Raw genomic sequence first — 24942 nt, 5'->3', positions numbered from 1 at the left:
GCCGAGGTCCGCGTCGGGTCGCAGGCGGACCTTGGCGCGTGTTCCGAAAGGAGACCATCGGCGCACGCCCGAGACCGTGCCCGGGCGAGCTTTCCGACGCCACGGGCGGTGGGGGCCTAGGGTTCGTGACAATAGACGAAGTCGATCAGGTAGACGCTCTCGCCCGAGCCGTGCTGGGCGATGCGCATCAGGTCGTCCAGGCTCGCGAAGCCGGAGCGGCGGGCGATCTCCTCGGTGATGTCGCCGCGGTCTACGTGCTGGATGCGGGTGACCTCGACGTGACCGCCGCCCAGCCGATAGCGGCCGCCGAGCTTGACCCGCAGGCGCTTCCAGATCCTGACCGTGCAGGCGATCTCGCCGCGCATGATCGGCGCGCGCAGCCGCTGGGTGAAGGAGAGGCTCACCGCGGGTCGGGCCCCCAGCTCCAGGGCCGGCGGCCGCGGACGTCCTGCGCCCAGAGCACGCGCCACTCGCCGCCCGCGGCACGCCACAGCTCGGCCGCGCCGCCGCGCGCGAAATCGGCGCCGGTGAGCACCACCGGTGCGCGGCAGGCGTCCGGCCTGAAGTCGTTCCTGAGGATCACCAGCTCGGCGCTGGCGCAGATCTGCGCCAGGCGCTCCGGGTCGAGCGGCCGCTTGAGGTTCCAGGCCGCGGCGATCTTCAAGGGCGCGCCGGCCCTGGGCGCGCAGCTCCAGTGGTCGCAGTCATAGGCCGGGTCGCGCACCGCCGCCCCGCCCCCCGGATCGAGGCCGCGCCGGCGCGCCCACAGATCGGCCCCGAACAGCTTGACGTCGGGCCGGAAGAGGATCGCCTCGCGGCCGCTGCGCACGGCCGTCGCCGCCCCGTCGCCCGCCACCCAGGCGTCCGGCGGCGCGGGCCTTGGCGCCAGCGAGATGGCGAACGCCAGCGGCAGGCCGACCCAGCGGAGCGGCCCTCGCCAGAGACACAGCAGGAGGAGCCCGAGGAAGGCCGTCGGCAAGGTCCAGCCCGGTCCGCTCGCCACCACGAACTGCGCGTAGGGCGCGTGGGCCACCGTGCGCGAAATGTCGTTCATCAGGCGGATCGAGAAGCCCGCGACATCGAGCGGTCCCTGGCCCAGGCCGATGGGCGCCAGCGCCGCGCCGACGGCCAGGGCGGGCATCATCAGGAAGCTGGAGATCGGCTCGACGAGCAGGTTGGAGACCAGCCCCCAGGTCGAGACGCGGTTGAAGTGCTGGATGGCGAAGGGCCCTGTCGCCGCCCCCGCCACGAAGCTCGCCGCCGCGGCCGCCACGATCCAGCCGCCGAACCGCTGGACCATGCGGATCGGCCAGGGCGTGTTGATCTCGTGCACCGTGCGCGGCCAGACCTCGGCCATGGCGACCAGCGCGGCGGTCGCGGCGAAGGACATCTGGAACCCCGGCTGGGTGACCGCTTCCGGCTGCAGCAGCATGACCGCCATGGCGGCCAGCGCCAGCGCGTGCAGGCTGATCGCCTGGCGGTCGACCAGGATCGCGCCGAAGGCGATGGCCGCGGTGATCGCCGCGCGCTCGGCCGGCGGCGGCCAGCCCGACAGCACGAGGTAGCCGAGCACGGCTGAGAGCGCCACGGCGGCCGCCACCTTCTTGCCGTGGATGCGCAGCGCCAGCCACGGCCAGGCGGCGATGATGAGCCGCATGGCGGCGAACACGAAGCCGCCGACGATCGCCATGTGCAGGCCGGAGATGGAGGTGATGTGGGCGAGCCCCGAGGCCCTGAGGTCGTTCAACTGGTCGGGCGGGATAAAGGCGTCGTGGCCGGTGGTCATGGCGGCGGCGAGGCCGCCCGCCTCGGTCCCGAGCGCGCCGATGATCTGGCGGGTGAGCGACCAGCGGACGGCGTTGATCCGCATGGTGAGCCGCAGCCGCCACGGCGGGACCTCGTCGGTGACCCAGGTCGATGGCGGGCCAAGCGCAAAGCCGACCCCGCCCACGCTCTGGAAATAGGCGTCGCGGGCGAAGTCGTAGGCGCCGGGGCTGGCCGGGCCCGGCGGCGCGTCGATCACCGCCAGCAGGCTGATCGGCTCCCCCGGCGAGGGGGTGTAGCCTTCGCGCAGCGTCACGCGCACGCGAATGGGCGTCGCCTTCGCGGGCCAGTCGCCGATGCGCGCGGGCGCGATCAGCAGCCGGCGCCCGCCCTGGCCGGGGCTCACGATGTCGAGGACCCAACCCTGCAGCCGCTCGGGCGGAGCCCGGGCCGGCGCCACCGGCGCCCTGACGTGCTCGGTGCGCAGCTTGGCGGCCGAGAAGCCGCCGATCCCGCAGGCGAGCAGCACGAGGCCGACCGTCGCCGCGCGCCCGCCCCGCCACCGTGCGCCCGCCGCGAGCAGGAGCATGGCGAGGGCCGCGCCCGTCCAGGCCGTCCAGGCCTGCGGCTCCCGCAGCAGCGCGAAATAGGTCGCCGCGCCCGAGCCGAAGGCGACCGGCGTCCACAGCGTCCAGCGCGCGCCCTGCCGCTCCACCTGGCGCGCCAGCCAGGCGAGCCCGCCGGCCGCGCTAGGAAGCCTCGGAAGCCGCGTGCTAAGAGGCCCGGCCCAGGCGCCGCCATCCGGCGCGCCCCCAGCCTCCTCGACCCCCATGCCCGAACGCTCCGTCGTCACCCGCATCGCCCCCTCGCCGACCGGCATGATGCACATTGGCACGGCCCGGACGGCGCTTTACAACTGGTTGTACGCTCGCCACACCGGCGGCAAGTTCCTGTTGCGCATCGAAGACACCGACCGCGAGCGCTCCACCGCCGAGGCCGTGGAGGTGATCTTCGAGGGCCTGAAGTGGCTGGGGCTGGAGCCCGACGAGCCGCCCGTCTTCCAGGTCGCGCGCGCCGAACGCCATCGCCAGGCGGCGGACGAGCTGCTCGCCCGCGGCGGCGCCTACCGGGACTACATGACGCCCGAGGAGCTGGAGGCCGAGCGCGAGCTCGCCCGCGCCGAGGGGCGCGTGGTGCGCTCGCCCTGGCGCGACCGGGCGCCGAACAATGCGCCCGACCGGCCCTTCGTGGTGCGCCTGAAATGCCCGCTCGACGGCGAGACGCTGATCGACGACCAGGTGAAGGGGCCGGTGCGGTTCGAGAACAGGAACCTCGACGACCTGATCCTCTTGCGCACCGACGGGACGCCCACCTACAACCTCGCCGTGGTCGTCGACGACCACGACATGGGCGTGACCCATGTGATCCGCGGCGACGACCACCTGAACAACGCCGCGCGGCAGACCCTGATCTACCAGGGCCTCGGCTGGGACGCGCCGGTCTGGGCTCACCTGCCGATGATCCACGGGCCGGACGGCAAGAAGCTCTCCAAGCGGCACGGCGCCCAGGCGGTGAGCGAGTTCGCCGATCTCGGCTACCTGCCCGAGGCCATGCGCAACTACCTGGCCAAGCTCGGCTGGGGTCATGGGGACGACGAGATCTTCTCCGACGCGCAGGCGATGGCCTGGTTCGACGTCAGGGACGTGGTGAGCGCGCCGGCGCGCCTCGACTGGGACAAGCTCAACCACCTCAACAACCACTACATCCGCCAGGCCGACCCGCAGCGCCTGACCGAGCTCGTCGTCGGCATCCTGAAGAGCCGCGACTGGCGGCTGAAGAGCACCGACAAGGCCGTGCTCGAGCGCACGGTTCCCCTGGTGCGGGAGGGCGCCAAGACCCTGCTCGATCTTGCCGACGCGGTGGTGTTCGTCCTGAAGACCCGTCCGCTGGAGCTGCCGGAGAAGGCCCGCGGCCTGCTGGGCGAGGAGACGCTCGGCCGGCTGGACCGCCTGCGCCAGGACCTCTCCGGGGCCCCCGCCTGGGAGGTCCCCCCGCTCGAGGCGCGCATCCGCGCCTTCGCCGAGCGCGAGGGCGTCGGCATCGGCAAGTTCGGCCCGGCGCTGCGGATGGTGCTGGCGGGCGGATCGCCGGCGCCGGACCTGGCCAGCGCGCTGGTCTCCCTGGGCAGGGATGAAAGCCTGGCGCGCATCGCAGATGCGCTTTCGCTCGCGCGCTAAATCGGCTTTAAGGCCTCGAACAGGCGTTTCATTTCCGACGATTGGAGGGGCTCCGCATGGGCGACACGGCGAAGATCGGGATCGGCGGCAAGTCCTACGACCTGCCGGTGCTCAAGGGGACCGCCGGGCCGGACGTGGTCGACGTGCGCAAGCTCTACGCCGACGCCGACGTCTTCACCTACGACCCGGGCTTCACCTCGACGGCCAACTGCGAGAGCAAGATCACCTTCATCGACGGCGACAAGGGAATCCTGCTTCACCGCGGCTATCCCATCGACCAGCTGGCCGAGAAGTCGAACTTCCTGGAGGTCTGCTACCTGCTGCTGCACGGCGACCTGCCGACCGCCCCCGAGTACACGGAGTTCGAGCACAACATCACCTACCACACGATGTTGCACGACCAGTTCGATAGGTTTTTCCAAGGCTTCCGCCGGGATGCTCACCCGATGGCGATCATGGTCGGCGCGGTGGGGGCGCTGTCGGCCTTCTATCACGACTCGACCGACATCGAGGACCCGCAGCAGCGGACGATCTCGGCGCACCGGCTGATCGCCAAGATGCCGACCATCGCCGCGCGCGCCTTCAAGTACTTCCGCGGCCAGCCGTTCGTCTACCCGCGCAACGAGCTGTCGCACGCCGAGAACTTCCTGCGCATGTGCTTCTCGGTCCCGGCCGAGGACTGGAAAGCCAATCCGATCCTGACGCGGGCCATGGACCGCATCTTCATCCTGCACGCCGACCACGAGCAGAACGCCTCGACCGCGACGGTGCGCGGCGCCGGCTCCTCGGGCGCCAATCCCTTCGCCTGCGTCGCCGCCGGCATCGCCTGCCTCTGGGGCCCGGCGCACGGCGGGGCGAACGAGGAAGCCCTCAACATGCTCAAGGAGATCGGCACGGTCGACCGCATTCCCGAGTACGTCGCCGGGGTGAAGGACCGCCGCTACCGGCTGATGGGCTTCGGCCACCGGGTCTACAAGAACTACGATCCGCGCGCCAAGGTCATGCAGAGGACCTGCCACGAGGTGCTGGCCGAGGTCGGCGACAGCGACGATCCCCTGCTGAAGGTCGCCATGGAGCTCGAGAAGATCGCGCTCAACGACGAGTACTTCGTCGAGCGCAAGCTCTATCCGAACGTCGACTTCTACTCCGGCATCACGCTGCGGGCCCTGGGCTTCCCGCCCGAGATGTTCACGGTGCTGTTCGCGGTGGCGCGGACCGTGGGCTGGATCGCCCAGTGGAAGGAGATGATCGAGGATCCGGCGCAGAAGATCAGCCGCCCGCGGCAGCTCTACACCGGCGCGACCCAGCGGGATTACGTGCCGGTCGACAAGCGGGGCTGATCGCTCCGCCGCGATCCGAGGAGCTCGAGGACGGCCTCGGCCGCGGCCTCCGACGGGTCCGGGCCGCCGCGGCCCATCCTGTCCAGGGCGGCGGACTGGGCGGCCGCCTGGCGAGCGCGCAGGTCCGGATCGTCCAGCCGCCGCGCGACCTCGGCCGCGAGCTTCGCTCCCGTGCAATCCTCCTGCACCAGCTCAGGGGCGACGAAGGCCTGGGCGGCGATGTTGAACAGCGTGATGTAGGGGGTGCGGATCAGCCGCCGCGCGATCGTCGCGGTGATCGCGCCCAGCCGGTAGCCCACCACCATGGGGACGCCGGCCAGCGCCAGCTCCGTCGTCACCGTGCCGGAGCAGGCCAGCGCGACCGTCGCAGCCTTCATCGCGTCGAGCTTCGCCGCATCGCCCTCGACGAGGTGCGCCCGGTGCGGCCAACCCGCCATCCGGGCCCTCACCAGCTCGAGCACGGTGGGCGCGGCGGGCACCACGACATGCAGCCCCGGCCGCCCGGCCTTCAGGATGTTCACCGCGGCTTCGAAGGCCGGCATGACGCGCGCGATCTCGCCCGGGCGGCTGCCCGGCAGCACCAGGAGGATCGGATCGCCGGTCCCCGCCCCGATCTGCGCGCGCAGCCGCGCCGGATCGGCTGCGGAGAAGTCGAGGCTGAGCGCGGCGTTTCCCACGAAGGTCACCGGCAGGCCCGCCGCCTCGAAGTAGGGCGCATCGAAGGCATGGATGGAGAGCAGGTGATCGACGCTCGCCGCCAGGGTGCGGGCCCGGCCCGGGCGCGTCGCCCAGACCTGCGGGCCGACATACTTGATGAGCGGGAGCTTCGGATCGCGCGTCCTGAGCCGCTGGGCGACGCGCAGGGTGAAGCCCCAGGAGTCGATCAGGACGACGATGTCGGGCTTCTCGCGCGCGGCGATGGCGGCGGTCTCGTCCGCCCGGCGCACCACGCGCGGATAGGCCAGAAGGCCCTCCCAGAGGCCCAGGATGGACAGCTCGGCGATCTCGAACGGGCTCGCGACCCCTTCCGCACGCATCCGCTCGCCGCCCACGCCCACAAGGCGGACGCCCTCGCCCAGCCGGCGCCTGAGCGCGCGCGCCAGGCCCGCGCCGCGATCGTCGCCCGAGGCCTCGGCGGCGACCAGCATGACCGTGATCGGCGGCCCGCTCACGCCTGCGCAGGCTCCAGGCCGACCACGAACAGGCCGAGCTCGTCGGCGAGCGCGGCCACCGCATCCCGCTCGACGATCAGCAGACGGCCCGCTTCGCCGACCACGCCGGCCAGCCCTGCGGCGGCCGCGGCGCGCACGGTGTCCGGCCCGATGGTCGGCATGTCCACCCGCATCTCCTGGATCGGCTTGGGGGCTTTGGCGAGGACGCCGGCGCGGGCGTGCGCCGCGCCGCGCAGGGCCTCCGGCAGCCCGGCCACGCGGTCCAGCATCCCGGCCGTCCCCTCCTGCGCCTCCACCGCCAGGACCAGCCCGCGGCAGACGACCGCCGCCTGGCCGATGTCGAGCCGGCCGAGCGCGCGGGCGACCTCCAGCGCGCGGGCGGCGTCGGCGCGCGCATCGGCGTCAGGGCGGATGCGGCCGAGCGGGCCCGCGCCGAGCGCCAGGTCGGCGGTCACCTGCTGGGCGCCCTCCACCGCGAAGCCCTCCTTCTCGAACTCGCCCAGCAGGAAGCGCAGCAGCGCGTCGTCGCCCTTGCGGGCGGCCGCGATCGCGCCCGGCAGGGCGGCGAGGCCGCGCAGGTCCGGCTTCAGCGCGGCGAAGTCCGGCCGCGCGACCAGCCCCGCCAGGCACACCGTCTCGCAGCCCGCCGCCTTCAGCGCCTTGATGCAGCGGCCGAGCTCGGCCAGCCCGATCTCGGCCCCCGGATAGGCCGCCAGCTCCGGGCCGGCGAAGCCCCTCAGCCGCACCACGAACAGCGGCCGGCCGGTGCGCCGGCAATGCTCGGCGATCTCCCGCGGCAGACCGCCGCCGCCGGCGATCAGCCCGAGCTTCTTCATCACACCTCGCGTTCGGGCAGGCAGAGCGGGCGGCTGGCGTCGGCGCGGATGAAGTCGATGATCTCCATCACCGGGGCCGACTGGGCGAAGCTCTCGGCGGTGTCGTCGATGCGCTCCTGGAAGGTGCCCTCTTCCGCGAACAGCAGCCGGTAGGCGGAACGCAGCTCGGCGATCACCTCGCGGCTGAAGCCGCGGCGTTTCAGCCCGACGAGGTTGAGGCCTTCGAGGTGGGCGTGATTGCCCCACACCGAGCCATAGGGAATGACGTCCTTCGTCACCGCCGCCAAGCCGCCGACGAAGGCGTGCTTGCCGACCCTGGAGTTCTGGTGGACCGCCGCAAGGCCGCCGAGGATGACGTATTCGTCGATAACGACATGGCCGCCGAGAGTGGCCGATTGGGCGAGGACCACATGATCGCGCACCACGCAGTCATGGGCCACGTGCGCCGTCGCCATGAACAGACAGTCGCTGCCCACAATGGTCACGCCATCTCCGCCCCCGGTGGCGACGTGCATGGTCACGTGCTCGCGGATGGTGTTGCGGTCGCCGATCACCAGCTCAGTCGGCTCGCCGTTGTAGGGGGCCTGCGGCGGGCCGCCGAGGTTGGCGAACGGCCGGATCGTGTTGTCCTGGCCGATCGTCGTATGCCCCTCGATCGCCACGTGGGACAGCAGCTTGGTGTTCCGGCCGATCTTGACGTGCTCGCCGATCACGCAGAACGGGCCGATCGAGACCCCTTCGGCCAGCTCCGCGCCCTTCTCGACGATCGCCGTCGGATGCACCTCGATGCTCACGCTTTCATGTCTTCCCACGACTCAGGTCTCCACCACCATGGCTGCGAACTCGGCTTCGGCCGCCACCTTGTCGCTGACCATCGCCTTGCCGCGGAACTTGAAGACGTCGCCGCGCGCCCGCAGCACCTCGACATTCAGGCGCAGGACATCGCCGGGCCGCACCGGCGCGCGGAATCGGCAGCTGTCGAGCGACATCAGGAAGATCGCCTTGTCGTTCACGTCCACATCCAGCGATTTCGACATCAGGACCGCGCCGGTCTGGGCCAGCGCCTCGATGATCAGCACGCCCGGCATCACCGGATAGCCCGGGAAATGGCCCTGGAAGAAGGGCTCGTTCACGGTCACGCACTTGACGCCCACGATGGATTGGTTCGGCCGGTACTCCTCGCACCGGTCGACCAGCAGGAAGGGGTAGCGGTGCGGGATCCGGGCGAGGACCTCGGTGATGTCGATCTCGGACTCGCCCTCCGCAGTCGGCGCCTTGCGGCTCATTCCTGCGATCCCCCCTTGCGTGCGGCCATCCGGCCCACCCAGGCCGCTTCCTTCAGCCAGCGGCGGATCGGCCGCGCCGGAAAGCCGGCCCAGGTCTCTCCCGCCGGCACGTCGCCCATCACGCCGGCGGCCGCTGCGAGCCGGGCCCCGGCCCCGATCGTGACATGGTCCGCGATCCCGACCCGGCCGCCCATCTGGACGCCGTCGCCCACCTCGACGCTGCCGGAAATGCCCGTGTGGGCGGCCATCACGATGTTGCGGCCGATCCGGCAGTTGTGGCCAATCTGGACCAGGTTGTCGATCTTGGTGTTCTCTCCGATCACCGTGTCGTCGAAGGCCCCGCGGTCGATGCAGCTGTTGGCGCCCACGGTGACGTTGTCCTGGATGATCACCCGGCCGAGCTGGGGGATGTCCATCAGCCCCTGCGGCCCGACCGTGGCGCCGAACCCGGCCTCGCCGATGCTCGCACCGGCCAGGATCGTCACCCGGTCGCCCACCAGCGCGCAGCTCAGGGTCACGTTCGCCGAGATGGCGCAGTGGCGGCCGATGGCGACACCGGGACCGACCACCGAGTTCGGGCCGATCTGCGTACCGCGCCCGATCCGGGCGCCCGGCCCGATCACCACGCCCGGACCGAGGAGCACCTCCTCCTCCAGCTCGGCGCTGTCGGCGATCGCCGGACCGGGCGGAATTGTGCGCGCCCGATGCAGGCGCCCGGCCGCCACAGCATAGGCGCCCTGCGGCGTGCGGCTGACAAGTCCGATCCATCCCTTGGGAAGCGTATCGGCGTCGCGGGCCTGGACGAAGCACGCGCCGGCGGCCGAGGCGGGCAGGTGCTCGGCGTGCTTGCGATCGGTCAGGAAGGTGACGGTGTCGTCTCCGGCGTGGCTGAGGATCGACACGCCGCGGATCATCCGTCGCGCCGCGCCCGGCTGGGCGAGCTCGGCGCCGGCGAGCTGCGCGAGCTCGCCCAGCCCGATCGGGCCGAGCTCTTCGAAGAATCGCGGATCGGGCATGATCCCCCGCCTCGATCCGAGCCCGGGCCTAGCGGCGGGTCGCGGCCGGCCTGGCGGGGGTCGGCACCGTCGTCACCGGCGGCGGCGCAGCGGCGGCGGTCTGATCCAGGTGCTCGCGATCGAAGGCGAACTGGGTGATCTTTGCATTCAGCCCGGCGACCACCTGGGGCGTGATGTCCATGGCCGGATTGGCGAGCACGACAGCGGTCCGCTGCAGCAGGAGCCCGCAGCCCTTCTGCGCATAGGCCTGATGGACGATCGGCTCCATCTCCTGGCTGATGCGCCCGATGGCCTTCTGTTCGGTGGCCTGCAATTCCCGGTCGCGTTGCTGGGCCTTGCGCTGGAGCTCGTTGTAGCGGGCCTGCAGCGCCGAGCCGCGCTGCTCGAAGGTGTTGGCGTCGAGCGTCGCGCGTTGCGACTCGAGCGTCTTGCCTTCGGTCTGGATGGTGGTCTGTTCACCGCCGAGCTCGGCTTTCACCTGCGCGACCAGCTGCTGCATGCGGCTGTCGACATACTTGCCGACCGTCGAGCCGCCGATCGCAGCTTCGACATTGATCACGCAGACGCCGTTGATCACCGGACCCGGATTGCCGGGCGCGGCGGCCGCCTTCTGGGCGGAGGCGCTGGTCGCGATCGCCAGAGCGCCGAGGGCGGCGCACCCGGCCGTGAGGACGTGTTTGGAAGTCATGTGTGTTCAGAACCTGGTTGCAGTGGAGAACCGGAAGGCTTCGGTCTTGTCGTAGGGCTGCTTGGCGAGGACCGCGCTCAGGTCGAAGCGGAGCGGACCCATGGGCGACTTCCAGAATATGCTGATCCCCGCCGAGGCGCGCAGCGACAGATCGTCCTTGATGTCGGGGTTGGGCGCCAGGATGAAGCTGCCGTTGGCGTCCTTCTTGAAGCCCTGGGTCAGGTCGTTCGGATCGACCGGCACCGGCGTCAGCTTGTCGACCGGATCGAGGAGGCCGAGCGTGCCGAAGTCGGTGAACAAGGCGGCCTTGATGCCGTACTGCTCGGGCAGGAAGGTCGGCACGGTGAGCTCCACCGAGCCGATCGCATAGGCCTTGCCGCCGAGAGCGTCGCTGCGGCCGAACGAGAGGTCGCGCGGCCCGATGCCTGCCGTCTGGAACCCGCGGAAGTCGTTGCCGCCCTTGTAGAAGCGGTCGTTGATCCGCACGTGGTCGCCGCCCCAGCCGCCGACGAAGCCCGCCTCTCCGGTGACGCTCAGGATGAAGTCCTTGCTGAAGCCGTGGTACCAGCCGGTCTGGCCCTCCGTACGCACGTAGCGAACGTCGCCGCCGAGGCCTGCGAAGTCCTGGTTCACGCTGATGAAGAAGCCGCGTGACGGGTTGATCGCATCGTTGCGGCGGTCCAGCCGCCAGCCATAGCCGGCCAGGGAGGTGAGGAACGAGCCGCGCTCGTTGCAGATCGCGAAGGAAACCAGCCCGAGGGTGGGGTCGCACAGCGACGGATCGAGCGAGACGTTGTCGGTCCGAAGGGTGTAGAGCGCCGAACCGCGCGAGTTCAGGCTCATCGGGAAGCTCACCCGGACGTTCGCGCCCAGGCTCTTGCTGCGATAGGCGGAGAACTGGCTGAGGTCGTAGTCGTAGTAGTAGATGTCGGTCCCGAGCGCGAGGTCGCGCCCGCCGAACCGCGGTTCCGTGAACGACAGGTCCACCTGCTTGCTGATCGAGCCCCAGGAGACCCGCGCCCGCAGGTCCTGGCCGCGGCCCCTGAAGTTGTGCTGCGCAAACCCGACGTCGAGCACCAGCTGGTCGATCGACGAATAGCCGGCGCTGAACGTCAGCTCGCCGGTGGGCTGCTCGGTGACCTTTACCTGCAGGTTGGTGCGGTCCGGCGCGGAGCCCGGAGTCTCGGTGATGTCCACATCCTTGAAGAACCCCAGCGCCTTGATCTGCTGCTTCGAGCGATCCACCAGGGCGCGATTGTAGGCGTCGCCCTCGGTGACGTTCATCTCGCGCCGGATCACGTAGTCGAGGGTCTGGGTGTTGCCGACGATGTCGATGCGGCCGATGTAGACGCGCGGGCCTTCCTTGACGTCGAACACCACGTCGATGGTCTTGGTGTCGCGGTGGGCGGTGAACCGCGGCCGCACGTCGACGAAGGCGAAGCCGGCGGCGCCGGCCGCGAAGGTCAGGGCGTCGGTGGCGTCCTCCAGGCGCTTGTCCTGATAGATCTCCCCGGTGTGGATCGGCACCAGGGCCTGCAGGATGCCCGGATTGAGCTTCTGCAGCTCGGTCTCGACGCTGATCTTGCCGAACTTGTACTCCGGCCCCTCGTCGATGGTGTAGGTCACGACGAAGCCGTTCTTGTCCGGCGCCAGCTCGGCCACCGCGGAGATCACCCGAAAGTCATAGTAGCCGCGATTGCGATAGAACTTGCGCAGCTGCTCCTTGTCATACTCCAGGCGATCGGGGTCGTAGTTGGCCTCCGAGGAGAAGAATTTGTACCAGTGCGACTGCTCGGTCACCACGACGCCGCGCAGGTCGTTGTCGGAAAACGCCTTGTTGCCCAGGAAGTTGACGCGGAGGATGCCGGTCTTCGGGCCCTCGTCGATCTTGAAGATCAGGTCCACGCGCTTTTGCGGCAACTCCACGATCTGCGGCGTCACCGTCGCCGAGATGCGCCCTGAGCGGCGATAGAGCTCGAGGATCCTGGCCACGTCGGACTGCACCTTGGTGCGGGTGAAGATGCCGCGCGGCCGGACGCTCACCTCGTCCTTGAGCTTGTCTTCCTTGAGGCTCGAATTCCCCTCGAACAGCACCCGGTTGATGATCGGGTTCTCCACGACCGTCACGATGAGATCGCCGTCCTGGTAGTCGATCTTCACGTCGGAGAAGAGATCGGTGCGGAACAGCGCCTTCAGCGCAAGGTCGGCCTTGGCCGAGTCCACCGTGTCCCCCACCTGGATCGGCAGATAGGAGATCACGGTCGAAGGCTCGATCCGCTCGTTGCCCTTGACGATGATCCGCTTGACGACCCCGCCCTGCTGCACCTGCGCGGCCGCGGGCTCCGGCGCGACGAGCGCCGTCGACCCCAGAAGAAGGGCAAGGCCGGTGACGAGCGCGGCGCTGCGGGCGCGGGGTCTGGACATCGAATCAGCCGTTACTGGGAAAGGGCGACCTTAGGAGAAAAAGCCGCCCAGGAAAGTGAGCACGTGCTGGCGCTGCAGATCATTCCATGTCGCGAACAACATCAATCCGAGCACCAGAGCAAGGCCCACCCGATAGCCTGCGGCCTGAACCTTGGCAGCAAGAGGGCGCCGCGCCACCGCTTCGTATGCATAGAAGAGCAGAGCTCCCCCGTCGAGCACGGGCAGCGGCAGCAGGTTCCCGATCCCCAGGCTGACGGAGATGATCGCGGCCATCTGGATCAGATTGACGCTCACGCCGACCAGCATCGCGCCCAAGCTCGGCGCGCCCTCCGCGCCGAGCGCGGCGACCTTGCCCGTGGCGCTGGCCAGGCCCAGCGGACCTCGCAGGCCATCGGCCGGGACCTGCCCGCTGAGCATCCGGCCGACGTAGTAGACCGTCGTGGTGACCATCCGCCAGGTGCGCGCCGTGGCCTCCCCCACGGCCGGGATCGGCCCATAACGCACATGCTTGATTTCGCTCAGCGACGCCCCCGCGCCGATGCCCAGCATGCCCTCGTGCTGCGGGCCCGCCACCGGATCGTCGACGATCTCCGACCTCGGCGTGGCGACCAGGCGGATGCGGCGATCGCCTCGGCTGACCAGGAAGTCCATCGGCACGCCCGCGCGGAAGGCCACCAGCTGCTTGAGGGCGTCGAAGTCCTCGATCGCCCGGCCGTCGGCCGCCAGGATGAGGTCGCCTTTCCGGAAGCCCGCGGCCGCGGCGGCGCTGTTCGGCTGGACCAGTCCCACCCGCGCCGGGATCACCTCGTGCCCGAACGCCATCAACAGGCCGGCGAACAGCACGATCGCGAGCAGGAAATTGGCCGCGGGCCCGGCGATCACGATCAGCGTCCGCTGCCAGATCGGCTTGAAGTGGAAGTAGCGGCGAAGCGCCTGCGGTCCCTCCCGCGCGGTGATGGTGCGCCGCAGGGTCTCCAGCTCGTCTTCGTCCGGAATGGACGAGGCGTTCTCGTCGCCGGCGAAGCGGACGTAGCCGCCGAGCGGCAGCCAGCCGATGCGCCACTCCACGCCCGAGCGGTCGCGCCGGCTGGCCAGCGGCCGGCCGAAGCCGATCGAAAACCGGTCGATCGCGGTCCCGAGCCATTTGGCGACGAGGAAGTGGCCAAGCTCGTGGATGGTGACCAGCAGCCCCACCACCAGGATGAAGGAGAGCAGGTAGAGCGGAGCTGCTTGCAGGAAGCCGAGCATGCCGGCGCGTCTCCTTCCGGATCAGGCCTGAGCCATAAGGCCGCTCACCACGTCGTCCGCCACGCGGCGCGCCGTCGCATCGGTCGTGCGCGCCGCCTCCAGGACATCGCCGCCCGCCGAGCCCAGCCAGCCATGCCGATCGAGCTGCTCCAGGGTCTCTTCCACCACGCGGGGAATATCGAGAAAGCCGATTCGGCGGTCAAGGAAGGCGGCCACGGCGCGCTCGTTGGCGGCGTTGAGGGCGCCGGGCGCGCGGCCGCCGGCGGCGAGCGCCGCCTTGGCGATGGCGAGCGCCGGAAAGCGCTGCGGGTCAGGCGCCTCGAAGGTCAGCGGGCCCGAGGCCACCAGGTCGAGCCTGGGCGCGGGCCACGGCAGGCGGTCGGGCCAGGCGAAGGCGCAGGCGATCGGCGCGCGCATGTCGGGCGGCCCCAACTGGGCGAGCGTGGAGCCGTCGGCATACTCCACCAGGCTGTGAATGATCTGCTGCGGATGCACCAGGACCTCGATCCGCTCCGCCGGCATGGCGAACAGGTAGGACGCCTCGATCACCTCCAGCCCCTTGTTCATCATGGTGGCCGAATCGATCGAAATCTTGGCGCCCATGCTGAAGTTGGGGTGCGCCAGCGCCTGGGCCGGGGTCGCCGCCGCCATCTGCTCGCGCGCCGCCCCGCGGAAGGGGCCGCCGGAGGAGGTGAGGATCAGGCGGGACACCTGGGCGGCGTTCTCGGGTTCCAGCACCTGGAAGATCGCCGAATGCTCGGAGTCCACCGGGATCACCGCCCCGCCGCAGAGCTTGGCCGTGCGAAGCAGCTCGGGACCCGCGCACACCAGGCTTTCCTTGTTGGCCAGCGCCACGACCGCGCCGGCGCGCGCGGCGGCCAGCGTCGGCGCCAGGCCCGCGAAGCCGACGATCGCCGACATCACCCACTGGGCGTCCGCAGCGGCCGCCTCCAGCACCGCGGCGGGGCCGGCGGCGGCGGCGACGCCCGATCCGGCCAGCCGCTCGCGCAGTTCCCGCAGCCCGGCCTCGTCCTCGATCACCGCGACGTCGGGACGCCAGCGCCGGGCCTGCTCGGCGAGGAGCGCTGCATTGCGGCCGGCGGCGAGGGCCGCGACCTCCACCTCCACGCCGGATCGGGCCAGGAGGTCGAGCGTGGAGACCCCCACCGAACCCGTCGAGCCCAGGACGCTGATCTTACGCGGTAGGTTCAATGGCCCCATCCCAGGTGGTTGGCGAGGCGGGCGGCGGCCATCACCACGACGGCGAACATCAACCCATCGACCCGGTCGAGCAACCCGCCATGTCCGGGGATCAGGTCGCCGGAGTCCTTCACCCCGAAGCGCCGCTTCAGCGCGGATTCCCACAGATCGCCGGCCATGGTGGCGAGCCCCACGGCCAGACCCACCAGCGCGGCGGCGCGAAGATCCAGCCGGAAGGTCGACTTCGCGGCCATCAGCGTGCCCACCGCGGTCGCCGCCGCCAGTCCGCCCACGAACCCCGACCAGGTCTTGTTGGGCGAGAACCTCGGCCAGAGCTTCGGCCCCTTGAGCAGGCTTCCGACCGCGAAGGCGCCGATGTCCGCCGCCCAGGTGCAGGCGAACAGCATCAGCGTCCACCATTCGCCCTGATTGGTCGAGCGCAGCCAGACCAGGCACACCGCGGCCGGGGCGATGTAGAGCACGCCGTAGGCGGCGTCGACGGCGCGCTCGGCGACCCCGCGCGCGATCACGGCGGCGGCGATCGCGCCCAGGGGCACCGCCAGCCAGGCGGTCTTGATCAGCCCGAGGTGCCCCAGGAACACGGCCGCCAGCACGGCCGCGGTGACCGCGGCGGCGACCCGAACCGGGGCGCGCGGCGCGCTCATCCCGCCCCACTCGATGGCCAGCAGCGCCAGGCCGATCGAGATCACCAGCAGGAAGATCCAGCCGCCGTGCCAGGCGGCGAACAGGGCCGAGGGGACGAGGACGACGGCCGAGGCGACCCGCAGGCGCAGGTTCGACCAGTCGAAGCGCCTAGCCTGTGGCAAGGGCGTCATCGGGCACGACGGCGCCGTAGCGGCGGTTGCGGGTGTAGAACTCCGCGAGCGCCGCTGCGAGATGGTGGGCCGAATAGTCCGGCCAGAGCACGTCCTGGAAGACGAATTCGGCGTAGGCCGCTTGCCAGAGCATGAAGTTCGAAAGCCGCTGCTCGCCGGAGGGTCGGATGATGACGTCCGGGTCCGGAACGCCGTCGGTCGAGAGCAGGTCCGCGAACCCGTCTTCGGTAAGCTGGTCGGGATCGGCCCGGCCGGCTGCGACCTCGCGGGCGAAGCGGCGGGCGGCCTCGACGATGTCGGCCTTGCCGCCGTAGTTGAAGGCCACCGTCAGGAAGAAGGCGTCGTTGCCGGCCGTGCGCGCCTCGGCCTCGTCGCAGATCTTCACCAGGTCCCGTCGCAGGCCGCGCTTGCCGCCGATCACGCGGACGCGCACGCCTTCGCGCTCCAGCCGCGCCAGATCAGTTTCGAAGTAGCGCTTCGGCAGCGCCATCAGCTCGGCGACCTCCGCCGCCGGCCGGCTCCAGTTTTCGGTCGAGAAGCCGAACACGGTCAGCCACTTGATATTGAGCTTGGGCGCGGCCTCGACGATGCGTTTGAGCGCCTCCACCCCCGCGCGATGGCCGAGAGTCCGCGGCAGCCCGCGGCGCTTCGCCCACCGGCCGTTCCCGTCCATCACGATCGCGACGTGCAACGGCGGATGGGCTTGGCCATCCTGACCGCGGTCGCCCTCGGTCGGGGTGTCGTTCGGGGTGGCCATCGACGTTCCGGAAGCCCTTCAGGCGCGAGCGCGCACGCCTAGACGTGCATGATCTCTTGTTCCTTGGTTTTCAAGGCTTCGTCGATGCGCTTGATCGCCTCGTCGGTGATCTTCTGCACCTCGCTTTCCATGCGCTTGTGCTCGTCCTGATTGATCGCCCCGTCCTTCTCCGCCCTCTTCAGGTCGTCGTTGGCGTCGCGCCGCACGTTGCGCACCGCCACACGCTGCTGCTCGGTGTACTTGTGGGCGATCTTGACGATCTCCTTGCGGCGCTCCTCGGTGAGCGCGGGGATCGGGATGCGCAGGTTTTGCCCGTCCACCACCGGGTTCAGCCCCAGGCCCGCGTTGCGGATGGCCTTCTCGACCGAGACGACCAGGCCCTTGTCCCACACGCTGACCATCAGCATGCGCGCCTCCGGCACGCTGACCGCGCCCAACTGGGTGAGCGGCATCGCGGAGCCGTAGGCCTCCACGTGCACCTGGTCGAGCAGGCTGGCGGAGGCCCGGCCGGTGCGCAGGCTGCCGAACTCGTCCTTCAGCGCCTGGACCGCCTTGTCCATGCGATCCTTGTATCTGGAGAGCACGGGTTTTTCCGTGGCGGCCATGGTCTTGCTCCTTCGTCCGGCTCGCGGCGGCGGCTCAGGCGATGGTGGTGAACACCCCTTCGCCGGTCAGCACCTTCAAGAGGTTGCCCCGTTCGCGGATCGAGAAGACCACGATCGGGATGTGGTTGTCGCGCATCAGGCTGACGGCCGAGGCGTCCATCACCCGCAGGTCCTTGGCCAGCACGTCCTGATAGGTGAGCGTCTCGTAGCGCTCGGCCTTGCGGTCGGTCTTCGGATCGGCGGTGTAGACCCCGTCGACGCTGGTGCCCTTGAAGAGCGCGTCGCAGCCCATCTCGGCGGCCCGCAGAGCCGCGGCGGAATCGGTGGTGAAATAGGGTGCGCCGAGCCCGGCCGCGAAGATCACCACGCGGCCCTTCTCCAGGTGCCGCAGCGCGCGGCGGCGGATGTAGGGTTCGCAGACCGCCTCCATCGGGATCGCCGACTGCACGCGGGTGTAGACGCCCTTCTGCTCCAGCGACGCCTGCAGGGCGAGCGCGTTCATCACCGTCGCCAGCATGCCCATGTAGTCGGCGCTGGCCCGCTCCATGCCGGTCTCGGCGAGCGCCGCGCCGCGAAAGATGTTGCCGCCGCCGACCACCAGGCAGACCTGCACGCCGGCGCGCACCACCTGGCAGATCTCGTCGGTGACGATGTCCAGCGTCCTGGCGTCGATCCCGAACTGGTCGCCGCCCACGCCCGCCTCCCCCGAGAGCTTCAGGAGGATGCGTTTGTAGCGGGGCGGGGCGTCGGGCATGGCCCAATCCCTATCGCAAACCGCACATAAGCCAAGGGCGCGGCGCGCTTTCGCGACGCCGCGCCCCGGCCGATCCCATTGGCGCGTTCAGGCCTTGCCGGTCATCTGCGCGACCTCGGTGGCGAAGTCCGGCCCGTCGGGGCCCTTGTCCACGCCTTCGCCGAGCTCATAGCGGACGAAGCCCTTCACCGCGACGGGCGCGCCGAGCTGCTTGGAGGTTTCGGCGAGTAGCTGTTCGACGGTCTGGTCGGGATTCATGACGAACGGCTGCTTCAGCAGGACCACCTCCTCCTGCCATTTGCGGATGCGGCCCTCGACCATCTTCTCGGCGATCTCCCGCGGCTTGCCGGATTCCATCGCCGCCTGGGTCTGGATCTCCCGCTCCTTGGCCACCACCGCCGGGTCGAGCTCGTCGGAGGTCAGCGCCAGGGGCGGCGTCGGCGTGCCGGCCACGTGCATCGCGATCCGGCGGCCGACGTCCTTCAGCACGGCGGGATCGCCGGTGCTCTCGAGCGCCACCAGCACGCCCAGCCGCGCCACGCCCTCGCCCTGCACGTTGTGCAGATAGAGCGCGACCGCGCCGTCGGCGACCTCCAGCCGCGCGGTGCGGCGCAGGCGCATGTTCTCGCCGATCGTGGCGATCAGGGCGGTGATCATGTCGCCGATCACCTCGCCCTCGCCGGTCTGGGCCTCGGCGATGGTCTCCAGGATGTCGTGCTCCAGCGCGGTGGCGGCGATCTTGCGCGCCGCAGCCTGGAACTTGTCGTTCCGGGCCACGAAGTCGGTCTCGGCGTTCAGCTCGATCAGCACGCCGCGCTTGCCGTGGCCCGAGACGAGGCCCGCCACCAGGCCCTCGGCCGCGGCGCGGCCCGCCTTCTTGGCGGCCTTGGACAGCCCCTTGGTGCGCAGCCAGTCCATGGCCGCGTCCACATCGCCCTGGTTTTCCTGCAGGGCCTTCTTGCAGTCCATCATGCCTGCGCCGGACTTCTCCCGCAGGTCCTTGACCAGCGCAGCGGTCACTTCCGCCATGGTCGGCTCCTTCGATTCATCTCAGACGTCGGCGCGACCTCGCGGCCGCGCCATGACAGGGTTGCGGGCGCGAGGGCCTTTGCCCTTCAGCCCGCCTGCTCTTCGCTCGGGGACTCGGCTGCGGCGGCGTCTTCCGCCGCCGCGGTGGTCTCCGGCTCGGCCTCGGGCTTGGCGGCCGCGGCCTCCAGCTCGGCCGCCGCGGCTTCGAGCTCGGGGGTCACGGCTTCCGGCTCGGCCGGCGCAGCCGGTTCGGGAGCCGCCTTGGCCGCCGCCTTGCGCGACAGCGCGGGCTCCACGGGAGCCTCGGCCGCGCCGAGATCGACGCCCGCCGCCGCCTGCCCGGCCGCCAGGCCGTCGAGGATCGCATCGGCCATCAGGTCGCAATAGAGCTGGATGGCGCGCGCGGCGTCGTCGTTGCCCGGGATCGGGAAGGTGATGCCGTCGGGCCCCGAGTTGGTGTCCAGGATCGCGATCACCGGGATGTTCAGCTTGCGCGCCTCCTGGATCGCGATCGCCTCCTTGTTGGTGTCGATCACGAACATCAGGTCCGGGATGCCGCCCATGTCCTTGATGCCGCCCAGCGACAGCTCCAGCTTGTCGCGCTCGCGGGTGAGCTGCAGCAGCTCCTTCTTGGTACGGCCGCTCTCGCCGCCCTCCAGCAGGCCCTCCAGTTCGCGCAAGCGTGCGATGGAGTTGGAGACGGTGCGCCAGTTGGTGAGCGTGCCGCCGAGCCAGCGGTGGTTGACGTAGTACTGGGCGCAGCGCTTCGCCGACGTGGCGATCGGCTCGGAGGCCTGGCGCTTGGTGCCGACGAACAGGATCCGCCCGCCCGCGGCCGCGACCTCGCGGGCCTTCACCAGCGCCTGGTGCAGCAGCGGGATCGACTGGCTGAGGTCGATGATGTGGATGTTGGAGCGGACGCCGAAGATGTACCGCTCCATCTTCGGGTTCCAGCGGTGGGTCTGGTGGCCGAAGTGGGCGCCGGCTTCCAGGAGCTGACGCATGGAGAATTCAGGAAGCGCCATTGGCTTTCACAAAGTCCTTCTTCCGGTTCTTGCCGCCGCAGGCTGCCCCTCCCGAGGGAGGACCGGACTGGAGAACGCCGGGATGTCTCCCCGTCGCCGCCAAACGCCTGCGTGTGGAATGAGGCGGGCAGATAGGGGCTAAGCCGCGAAAAAGCAAGCGCCTCGCGCCGGCGCGGCGGTCCAGGCTAGGGCGCGCGCACCACCACCATCGCCATCTTGCGCCGCAGGCGGTAGCCCAGCGCCTGATAGACGGCGATCGCCCGGGCGTTGTGGTCGTAGACGTGCAGGAACGGCGTCTCGCCGCGCGCGACGATCCGCTCGGCCACCACGCTCATCAGCCCGGCGGCGTAGCCTCGGCCCTGGTCGCCGGGGCGAACGCAGACGCCGGAGACCTCCGTGAAGCCGTCCGGCTTCAGCCGCTCGCCCGCCATGGCGATCAGCTCGCCGTCCCGCTTGACGCCCACGAAGTCGCCGAGCCGATGGGTGCGGCTCGAGAAGGGGCCCGGCCGGGTGAGCTCGGCGAGCGCCAGCATCTGCGGCGCATCCGCCTCGGCGAGGTCGACCCATTCGAAGTCCGGCGGCACGAGCTTCAGGTCCTCGGCGAGCATCTGCCAGAGCACCGCGCGCGAGACGACCTCGAGGCCGGCCGGCAGGTCGGGCGGCTCGGCCTCGACCAGCGCCGCATCGCCGTGCGCGCGCACCAGGGCGGTGAGCGCCTCGCGGCTGTCTTCGGAGGCGTCGCGGGCGACGGCGAAGACCCCGTAGGCCGGATCGATGCGGCGGGCCCGCTCGTCGCCGAACGCCAGGCCCTGCTGGCGCGTGGCGAGCGCGGTCCAGATCGGGCGGTCCAGCGGATGCGGCATGGCCCGGGCACTCTAGGCGATGCGGGCGCGGCGCGCTCGTCGCGTTCGGCTCAGTCGGCCTTCCCGGGGCGCTTCTCGTGGTCGAGATAGCTGAATCCCTTCCAGCGCTTCACCGGGTGGAAGCTCGAGGGTCCGAGCGGCTCGATCTCCGCCATGCCCGGGCGATGACGCCCGGCGGCGTGCGTCTTCGGCGCGCGCGGCGCGTGGAAACCGGCCAGGCGATGCGTGCGGCCCTCCGCAGCGCCGGCGAAGGCCAGGGCGAGCGACAGGCTCAGCACGCCGGCTCGGATCATCACAGATCCTCCACGAACACCACGCCCGGCGCGGTCTTCAGCGCCCCGCGCACCGCCGGGTCCAGGCTGAACCGGCCGGGAAGCTTCACCTCCACCTCGCGCCCGCCGCCGATGCCGGCGACCAGCACGATCTCGCCGCCCCGCCGGTTGGAGAGGCTCTCCAGGCGACGCTTCAGGGCCTCGATCTCGGCGCTGCGCGGGGCCAGGTGGACGCGCAGCCCCGCGACCACGTTCTCCACCGCCTTCTCGACCGGCTCGGCGCTGTCGCCGAAGAACCGCACCTCGCCGTCCTTGGCCGAGGCCCGCACCGTGATCGCCACCGCCCTGCCCGGCTCCAGCAGCTCGCGGCAGCGGCGCAGGGATTCCGGCGGGAACATCACCTCGTACTCGCCGGTGGGGTCGGAGAGCGTCACGAAGGCGAACTTCTCGCCGGACTTCTGGCTGGTCCGTTCCTGCTTGCGGCGGACGACGCCCGCCATCCGCAGCGCCTCGGTCCCGGCTTCCGCCTTGGCCACGGCGTCGGCGAAGAGCTCGGTGCGCCGCCGGCGCAGCGCCTCGACCATGTCGTCGAGCGGGTGACCGGAGAGATAGAAGCCCACCGCCGCCAGCTCCTCGTCCAGCCGCTGCACCGGCGTCCACGGCTCGACCTTGGGCAGGCGGGGGCGGGCGGCGTCGGCCTGATCGCCGCCGAACAGGCTGACCTGGGCCGAGGCGCGGTCGGCCGCGACGCTCTGGGCGTAGCCGATCAGCGCGTCGGCCGCGGCGGCGAGCTGCGCCCGGTCCGGGTGGATGGAATCGAACGCCCCGGCGCGGGCCAGGGTCTCGAAGGTGCGCTTGTTGACCTGCCTGGGATCGATGCGCTCGACGAAGTCGAAGATATCGCGGAACGGACCGCCTTCGCGGCGCGCCTCGGCCACGTGCTGCATCGCCTGCAGGCCGACGTTGCGGATCGCGCCCAGGGCGTAGAGGACCTCGCCCTCCTCCACTTCGAAATCGGCGGCCGAGCGATTGACGTCCGGGGCGCGGATCTTCACGCCGAAGCGCTTGGCGTCCTGGTAGAACACCGAGAGCTTGTCGGTGTTGGCCAGATCGAGGCTCATCGAGGCGGCGAAGAACTCGACCGGCGCGTTCGCCTTCAGCCAGCCGGTCTGGTAGGCGATCAGCGCATAGGGCGCGGCGTGGCCCTTGTTGAAGCCGTAGCCGGCGAACTTCTCCATGCGTTCGAACAGCAGGTTGGCCGTGCCTTCCGGCAGGCCGCGCTCCAGCGCCCCGGAGAGGAACCGCGCCCGCTGCAGGTCCATCTCCTCCTTCTTCTTCTTGCCCATCGCGCGGCGCAGAAGGTCGGCCTCGCCCAGGCTGTAGCCCGCCAGGATCTGGGCGATCTGCATCACCTGCTCCTGGTAGACGATGACCCCATAGGTGTCCTTCAGCACCGGCTCGAGCAGCGGATGGACCACGTCGACCGGCCGGCGGCCCATCTTGCAGTCGACGTACTCGGGGATGCTCTCCATCGGCCCCGGCCGGTAGAGGGAGATCAGCGCGGTGACTTCCTCCAGGGAGGCCGGGCGCAGCTGGCGCAGGATGTCGCGCATGCCCTGGCTTTCCAGCTGGAACACCCCCAGCGTCTGGCCCGAGGCCATCAGCTCGTAGGTGGGATGATCGTTCAGCGGGATGGATTCCAGGTCGAAGCCCGCCCCGCGCCGCTCCAGGTGGCGCATCGCCCGGTCGAGCACGGTGAGCGTCTTCAGGCCCAGGAAGTCGAACTTCACCAGCCCGGCGGATTCGACCCACTTCATGTTGAACTGGGTGGCCGGCAGGTCCGAGCGCGGATCGCGGTAGAGCGGCACGAGCTCGGTGAGCGGCCGGTCGGCGATGACCACCCCGGCGGCGTGGGTCGAGGCGTTGCGGTAGAGGCCTTCGAGCTGCAGCGCGATGTCCAGGAGCCGGGCGACGCCCTCGTCCTCGTCGCGCGCCTGCTGCAGCCGGGGCTCGATCTCGATGGCCCTGGCGAGGCTCACCGGGTTGGCCGGATTGGCCGGCACCATCTTGGCCAGCCGGTCCACCTGGCCGAGCGGCAGCTGCAGCACCCGGCCGACGTCGCGCAGCACGGCGCGCGCCTGCAGCGTGCCGAAGGTGATGATCTGGGCGACCCGGTCGCGGCCGTACTTCTCCTGGACGTAGGCGATCACCTCCTCCCGCCGCTCCTGGCAGAAGTCGATGTCGAAGTCCGGCATCGAGATCCGCTCGGGATTCAGGAAGCGCTCGAAGATCAGGTCGTAGCGGATGGGATCGAGGTCGGTGATCATCAGCGACCAGGCGACCAGCGAGCTCGCCCCCGAGCCGCGGCCGGGCCCCACGGGAATGCGCCGCGCCTTGGCCCACTTGATGAAGTCCGAGACGATCAGGAAATAGCCGGGGAACCCCATCTCGGCGATCACCCCGATCTCGCGCTCGAGCCGCTGGTCGTAGGCCGCGCGCTCGGCCGCCAGCGGATGGGTGGCCAGGCGGGCGTTCAGCCCCTCGCGCGCCTGGTGGGCCAGCTCCTCGGCCTCGCTGCGGCCCGCCGCGGTCGGGAATCGCGGCAGGATCGGATCGCGCTTCGCCACCATGAAGGCGCAGCGGCGGGCGATATCGAGGGTGTTGTCGCAGGCTTCGGGCAGATCGGCGAACAGCGCGCGCATGTCGGCGGCGGGCTTGAACCCGTGCTCCGCCGTGACCCGCCGGCGCTCGTCCTGGCCGATGAAGGCGCCGTCGGCGATGCACAGCAGCGCGTCGTGCGCCGCATGCATCGCGGCCGACTGGAAATAGACGTCGTTGGTGGCGACCAGAGGGACGTCGGCCTCGTAGGCGAAGGCCACCAGCTCCGGCTCGGCCGCGGCCTCGCGCGCTTGACCGTGGCGCTGCAGCTCCACATAGAAGCGGTCGCCGAACACCCGGTGCATCTCGGCGAGCGCCGCGCGGGCTTCCTTGGCCTTGCCGGCGGCGAACAGGTGGTCGACCGGCCCGTCCGGGCCGCCGGAGAGCAGGATCAGGCCCTCGGCGTGGGCGGCGAGCTTCGCCCAGGGCACGTGCGGCTCCTCCGCCGCGTCGATCTCGAGAAAGGCCGCCGAGGAGAGCTCGGAGAGGTTGCGGTAGCCCGCCTCGTTCTGGGCCAGCAGGACCAGCGCCGGCGTTCGCGCCCATCGCTCCGGCGGCGGCTCGCCGAGGCCGCTCACCGGCAACAGGCAGCCCACGATCGGCTGCACGCCCGCGCCCTTGGCGGCGACCGAGAACTCCAGCGCGCCGAACAGGTTGGCGCGGTCGGTGAGCGCCACGGCCGGCATCTGCGCGGCCCGGGCGAGCTCCCCCAGCTTGTCGGCCTTGATGGCGCCTTCCAGCAGCGAATAGGCGGAGCGGACGCGCAGGTGGACGAAGCCTTCGTTCGTCTCGCTCAAGGCGGCCTGCTCCCCCATCCGCATGGCGGTCAGCCCAGATGGACCGCCACGGCGCACATCATCCAGACAAAGCTGGCGACCGACATAAAGGCCAGCGATTCTCGCGCGAGACGAACCATGTGCGACGTTCCAGCT

At 70.6% G+C, this 24942-nt stretch carries 23 protein-coding genes; 2 read left to right on the top strand and 21 right to left on the bottom strand.

What is annotated here, in order from left to right; translation table 11 throughout:
- Window positions 1-116: 116 nt before the first annotated feature.
- Together VLI41_RS03010 and VLI41_RS03005 are read right to left on the bottom strand one after the other, a co-directional pair.
- Window positions 117-404, bottom strand: a complete 288-nt coding sequence (locus VLI41_RS03010; RefSeq protein ID WP_325266574.1) for a hypothetical protein — start codon at window positions 402-404, stop codon at window positions 117-119.
- Entirely contained in the window at window positions 401-2623 is a 2223-nt protein-coding gene (locus VLI41_RS03005) for a ComEC/Rec2 family competence protein (protein ID WP_325266573.1), read from the bottom strand. The genes VLI41_RS03010 and VLI41_RS03005 overlap by 4 nt, the downstream gene beginning before the upstream one ends.
- On the opposite strand from VLI41_RS03005, the gene gltX reads away from it, so the two are divergent.
- Both gltX and gltA read left to right on the top strand, forming a co-directional pair.
- Window positions 2595-4001 carry a glutamate--tRNA ligase gene (gltX, locus tag VLI41_RS03000; RefSeq protein ID WP_325266572.1) on the top strand — a complete coding sequence of 469 codons (1407 nt, stop codon included), beginning with the start codon at window positions 2595-2597 and terminating at the stop codon, window positions 3999-4001. The two genes, VLI41_RS03005 and gltX, sit on opposite strands and share 29 nt — an antisense overlap.
- Window positions 4002-4057: 56 nt before the next feature.
- Window positions 4058-5341, top strand: coding sequence for a citrate synthase (gene gltA, locus VLI41_RS02995; protein WP_325266571.1), 1284 nt, complete (start codon window positions 4058-4060; stop codon window positions 5339-5341).
- Here the strand turns inward: gltA and lpxB are convergent.
- The 19 genes from lpxB to sidA all read right to left on the bottom strand — a co-directional run bounded on the left by lpxB (window position 5314) and on the right by sidA (window position 24926).
- Entirely contained in the window at window positions 5314-6489 is a 1176-nt protein-coding gene (lpxB, locus tag VLI41_RS02990) for a lipid-A-disaccharide synthase (RefSeq protein WP_325266601.1), read from the bottom strand. The genes gltA and lpxB overlap by 28 nt on opposite strands.
- Window positions 6490-6509: 20 nt before the next feature.
- The gene (lpxI, locus tag VLI41_RS02985) at window positions 6510-7349 is read right to left on the bottom strand and encodes a UDP-2,3-diacylglucosamine diphosphatase (protein ID WP_325266570.1); all 840 of its coding nucleotides are present in this window, start codon (window positions 7347-7349) and stop codon (window positions 6510-6512) included.
- On the bottom strand, window positions 7349-8137 hold the full coding sequence (gene lpxA, locus VLI41_RS02980) for an acyl-ACP--UDP-N-acetylglucosamine O-acyltransferase (protein WP_325266600.1): 789 nt from the start codon (window positions 8135-8137) through the stop codon (window positions 7349-7351). The genes lpxI and lpxA overlap by 1 nt, the downstream gene beginning before the upstream one ends.
- A 27-nt stretch (window positions 8138-8164) precedes the next feature.
- Entirely contained in the window at window positions 8165-8635 is a 471-nt protein-coding gene (fabZ, locus tag VLI41_RS02975; protein WP_325266569.1) for a 3-hydroxyacyl-ACP dehydratase FabZ, read from the bottom strand.
- Window positions 8632-9651, bottom strand: coding sequence for a UDP-3-O-(3-hydroxymyristoyl)glucosamine N-acyltransferase (gene lpxD / locus VLI41_RS02970; RefSeq protein ID WP_325266568.1), 1020 nt, complete (start codon window positions 9649-9651; stop codon window positions 8632-8634). The genes fabZ and lpxD overlap by 4 nt, the downstream gene beginning before the upstream one ends.
- A gap of 28 nt (window positions 9652-9679) precedes the next feature.
- A complete protein-coding gene (locus tag VLI41_RS02965) occupies window positions 9680-10339 on the bottom strand; it encodes an OmpH family outer membrane protein (protein ID WP_325266567.1) in 660 nt (219 codons plus the stop codon).
- Window positions 10340-10345: 6 nt separating this feature from the next.
- Window positions 10346-12763, bottom strand: a complete 2418-nt coding sequence (bamA, locus tag VLI41_RS02960; RefSeq protein WP_325266566.1) for an outer membrane protein assembly factor BamA — start codon at window positions 12761-12763, stop codon at window positions 10346-10348.
- 30 nt (window positions 12764-12793) lie between these two features.
- Window positions 12794-14011: a M50 family metallopeptidase gene (locus VLI41_RS02955; protein WP_325266565.1), complete on the bottom strand. Its 1218-nt coding sequence runs from the start codon at window positions 14009-14011 to the stop codon at window positions 12794-12796.
- Between the two features lie 21 nt (window positions 14012-14032).
- On the bottom strand, window positions 14033-15232 hold the full coding sequence (dxr, locus tag VLI41_RS02950) for a 1-deoxy-D-xylulose-5-phosphate reductoisomerase (protein ID WP_325266564.1): 1200 nt from the start codon (window positions 15230-15232) through the stop codon (window positions 14033-14035).
- Window positions 15220-16047, bottom strand: a complete 828-nt coding sequence (locus VLI41_RS02945) for a phosphatidate cytidylyltransferase (RefSeq protein ID WP_325266563.1) — start codon at window positions 16045-16047, stop codon at window positions 15220-15222. Before VLI41_RS02945 ends, dxr begins: the two co-directional genes overlap by 13 nt.
- Entirely contained in the window at window positions 16025-16804 is a 780-nt protein-coding gene (uppS, locus tag VLI41_RS02940) for a polyprenyl diphosphate synthase (protein WP_325266562.1), read from the bottom strand. The genes VLI41_RS02945 and uppS overlap by 23 nt, the downstream gene beginning before the upstream one ends.
- Before the next feature lie 38 nt (window positions 16805-16842).
- A complete protein-coding gene (gene frr, locus VLI41_RS02935; protein WP_325266561.1) occupies window positions 16843-17409 on the bottom strand; it encodes a ribosome recycling factor in 567 nt (188 codons plus the stop codon).
- A gap of 34 nt (window positions 17410-17443) precedes the next feature.
- Window positions 17444-18163 carry a UMP kinase gene (gene pyrH, locus VLI41_RS02930; protein ID WP_325266560.1) on the bottom strand — a complete coding sequence of 240 codons (720 nt, stop codon included), beginning with the start codon at window positions 18161-18163 and terminating at the stop codon, window positions 17444-17446.
- Window positions 18164-18250: 87 nt separating this feature from the next.
- Window positions 18251-19192, bottom strand: a complete 942-nt coding sequence (gene tsf, locus VLI41_RS02925) for a translation elongation factor Ts (protein WP_325266559.1) — start codon at window positions 19190-19192, stop codon at window positions 18251-18253.
- Window positions 19193-19278: 86 nt separating this feature from the next.
- Window positions 19279-20217 (bottom strand): 30S ribosomal protein S2, encoded by a 939-nt coding sequence (rpsB, locus tag VLI41_RS02920; RefSeq protein WP_325266558.1) that lies wholly within the window; start codon window positions 20215-20217, stop codon window positions 19279-19281.
- Between the two features lie 185 nt (window positions 20218-20402).
- Window positions 20403-21080, bottom strand: a complete 678-nt coding sequence (locus tag VLI41_RS02915; protein WP_325266557.1) for a GNAT family N-acetyltransferase — start codon at window positions 21078-21080, stop codon at window positions 20403-20405.
- A gap of 50 nt (window positions 21081-21130) precedes the next feature.
- Complete coding sequence (locus tag VLI41_RS02910; protein WP_325266556.1) at window positions 21131-21373, bottom strand: hypothetical protein; 243 nt, start codon at window positions 21371-21373, stop codon at window positions 21131-21133.
- Window positions 21373-24825: a DNA polymerase III subunit alpha gene (dnaE, locus tag VLI41_RS02905; protein ID WP_414692517.1), complete on the bottom strand. Its 3453-nt coding sequence runs from the start codon at window positions 24823-24825 to the stop codon at window positions 21373-21375. Before dnaE ends, VLI41_RS02910 begins: the two co-directional genes overlap by 1 nt.
- Window positions 24826-24836: 11 nt before the next feature.
- On the bottom strand, window positions 24837-24926 hold the full coding sequence (gene sidA, locus VLI41_RS02900) for a cell division inhibitor SidA (protein ID WP_325266554.1): 90 nt from the start codon (window positions 24924-24926) through the stop codon (window positions 24837-24839).
- Between the last annotated feature and the right edge of the window lie 16 nt (window positions 24927-24942).

It is taken from the genome of Phenylobacterium sp. (assembly GCF_035475775.1).
Classification (GTDB): Bacteria; Pseudomonadota; Alphaproteobacteria; order Caulobacterales; family Caulobacteraceae; genus Phenylobacterium.
The sequence above is the reverse complement of the archived record's forward strand: the minus strand, read 5'-3'. Positions and strand labels throughout refer to the sequence as shown.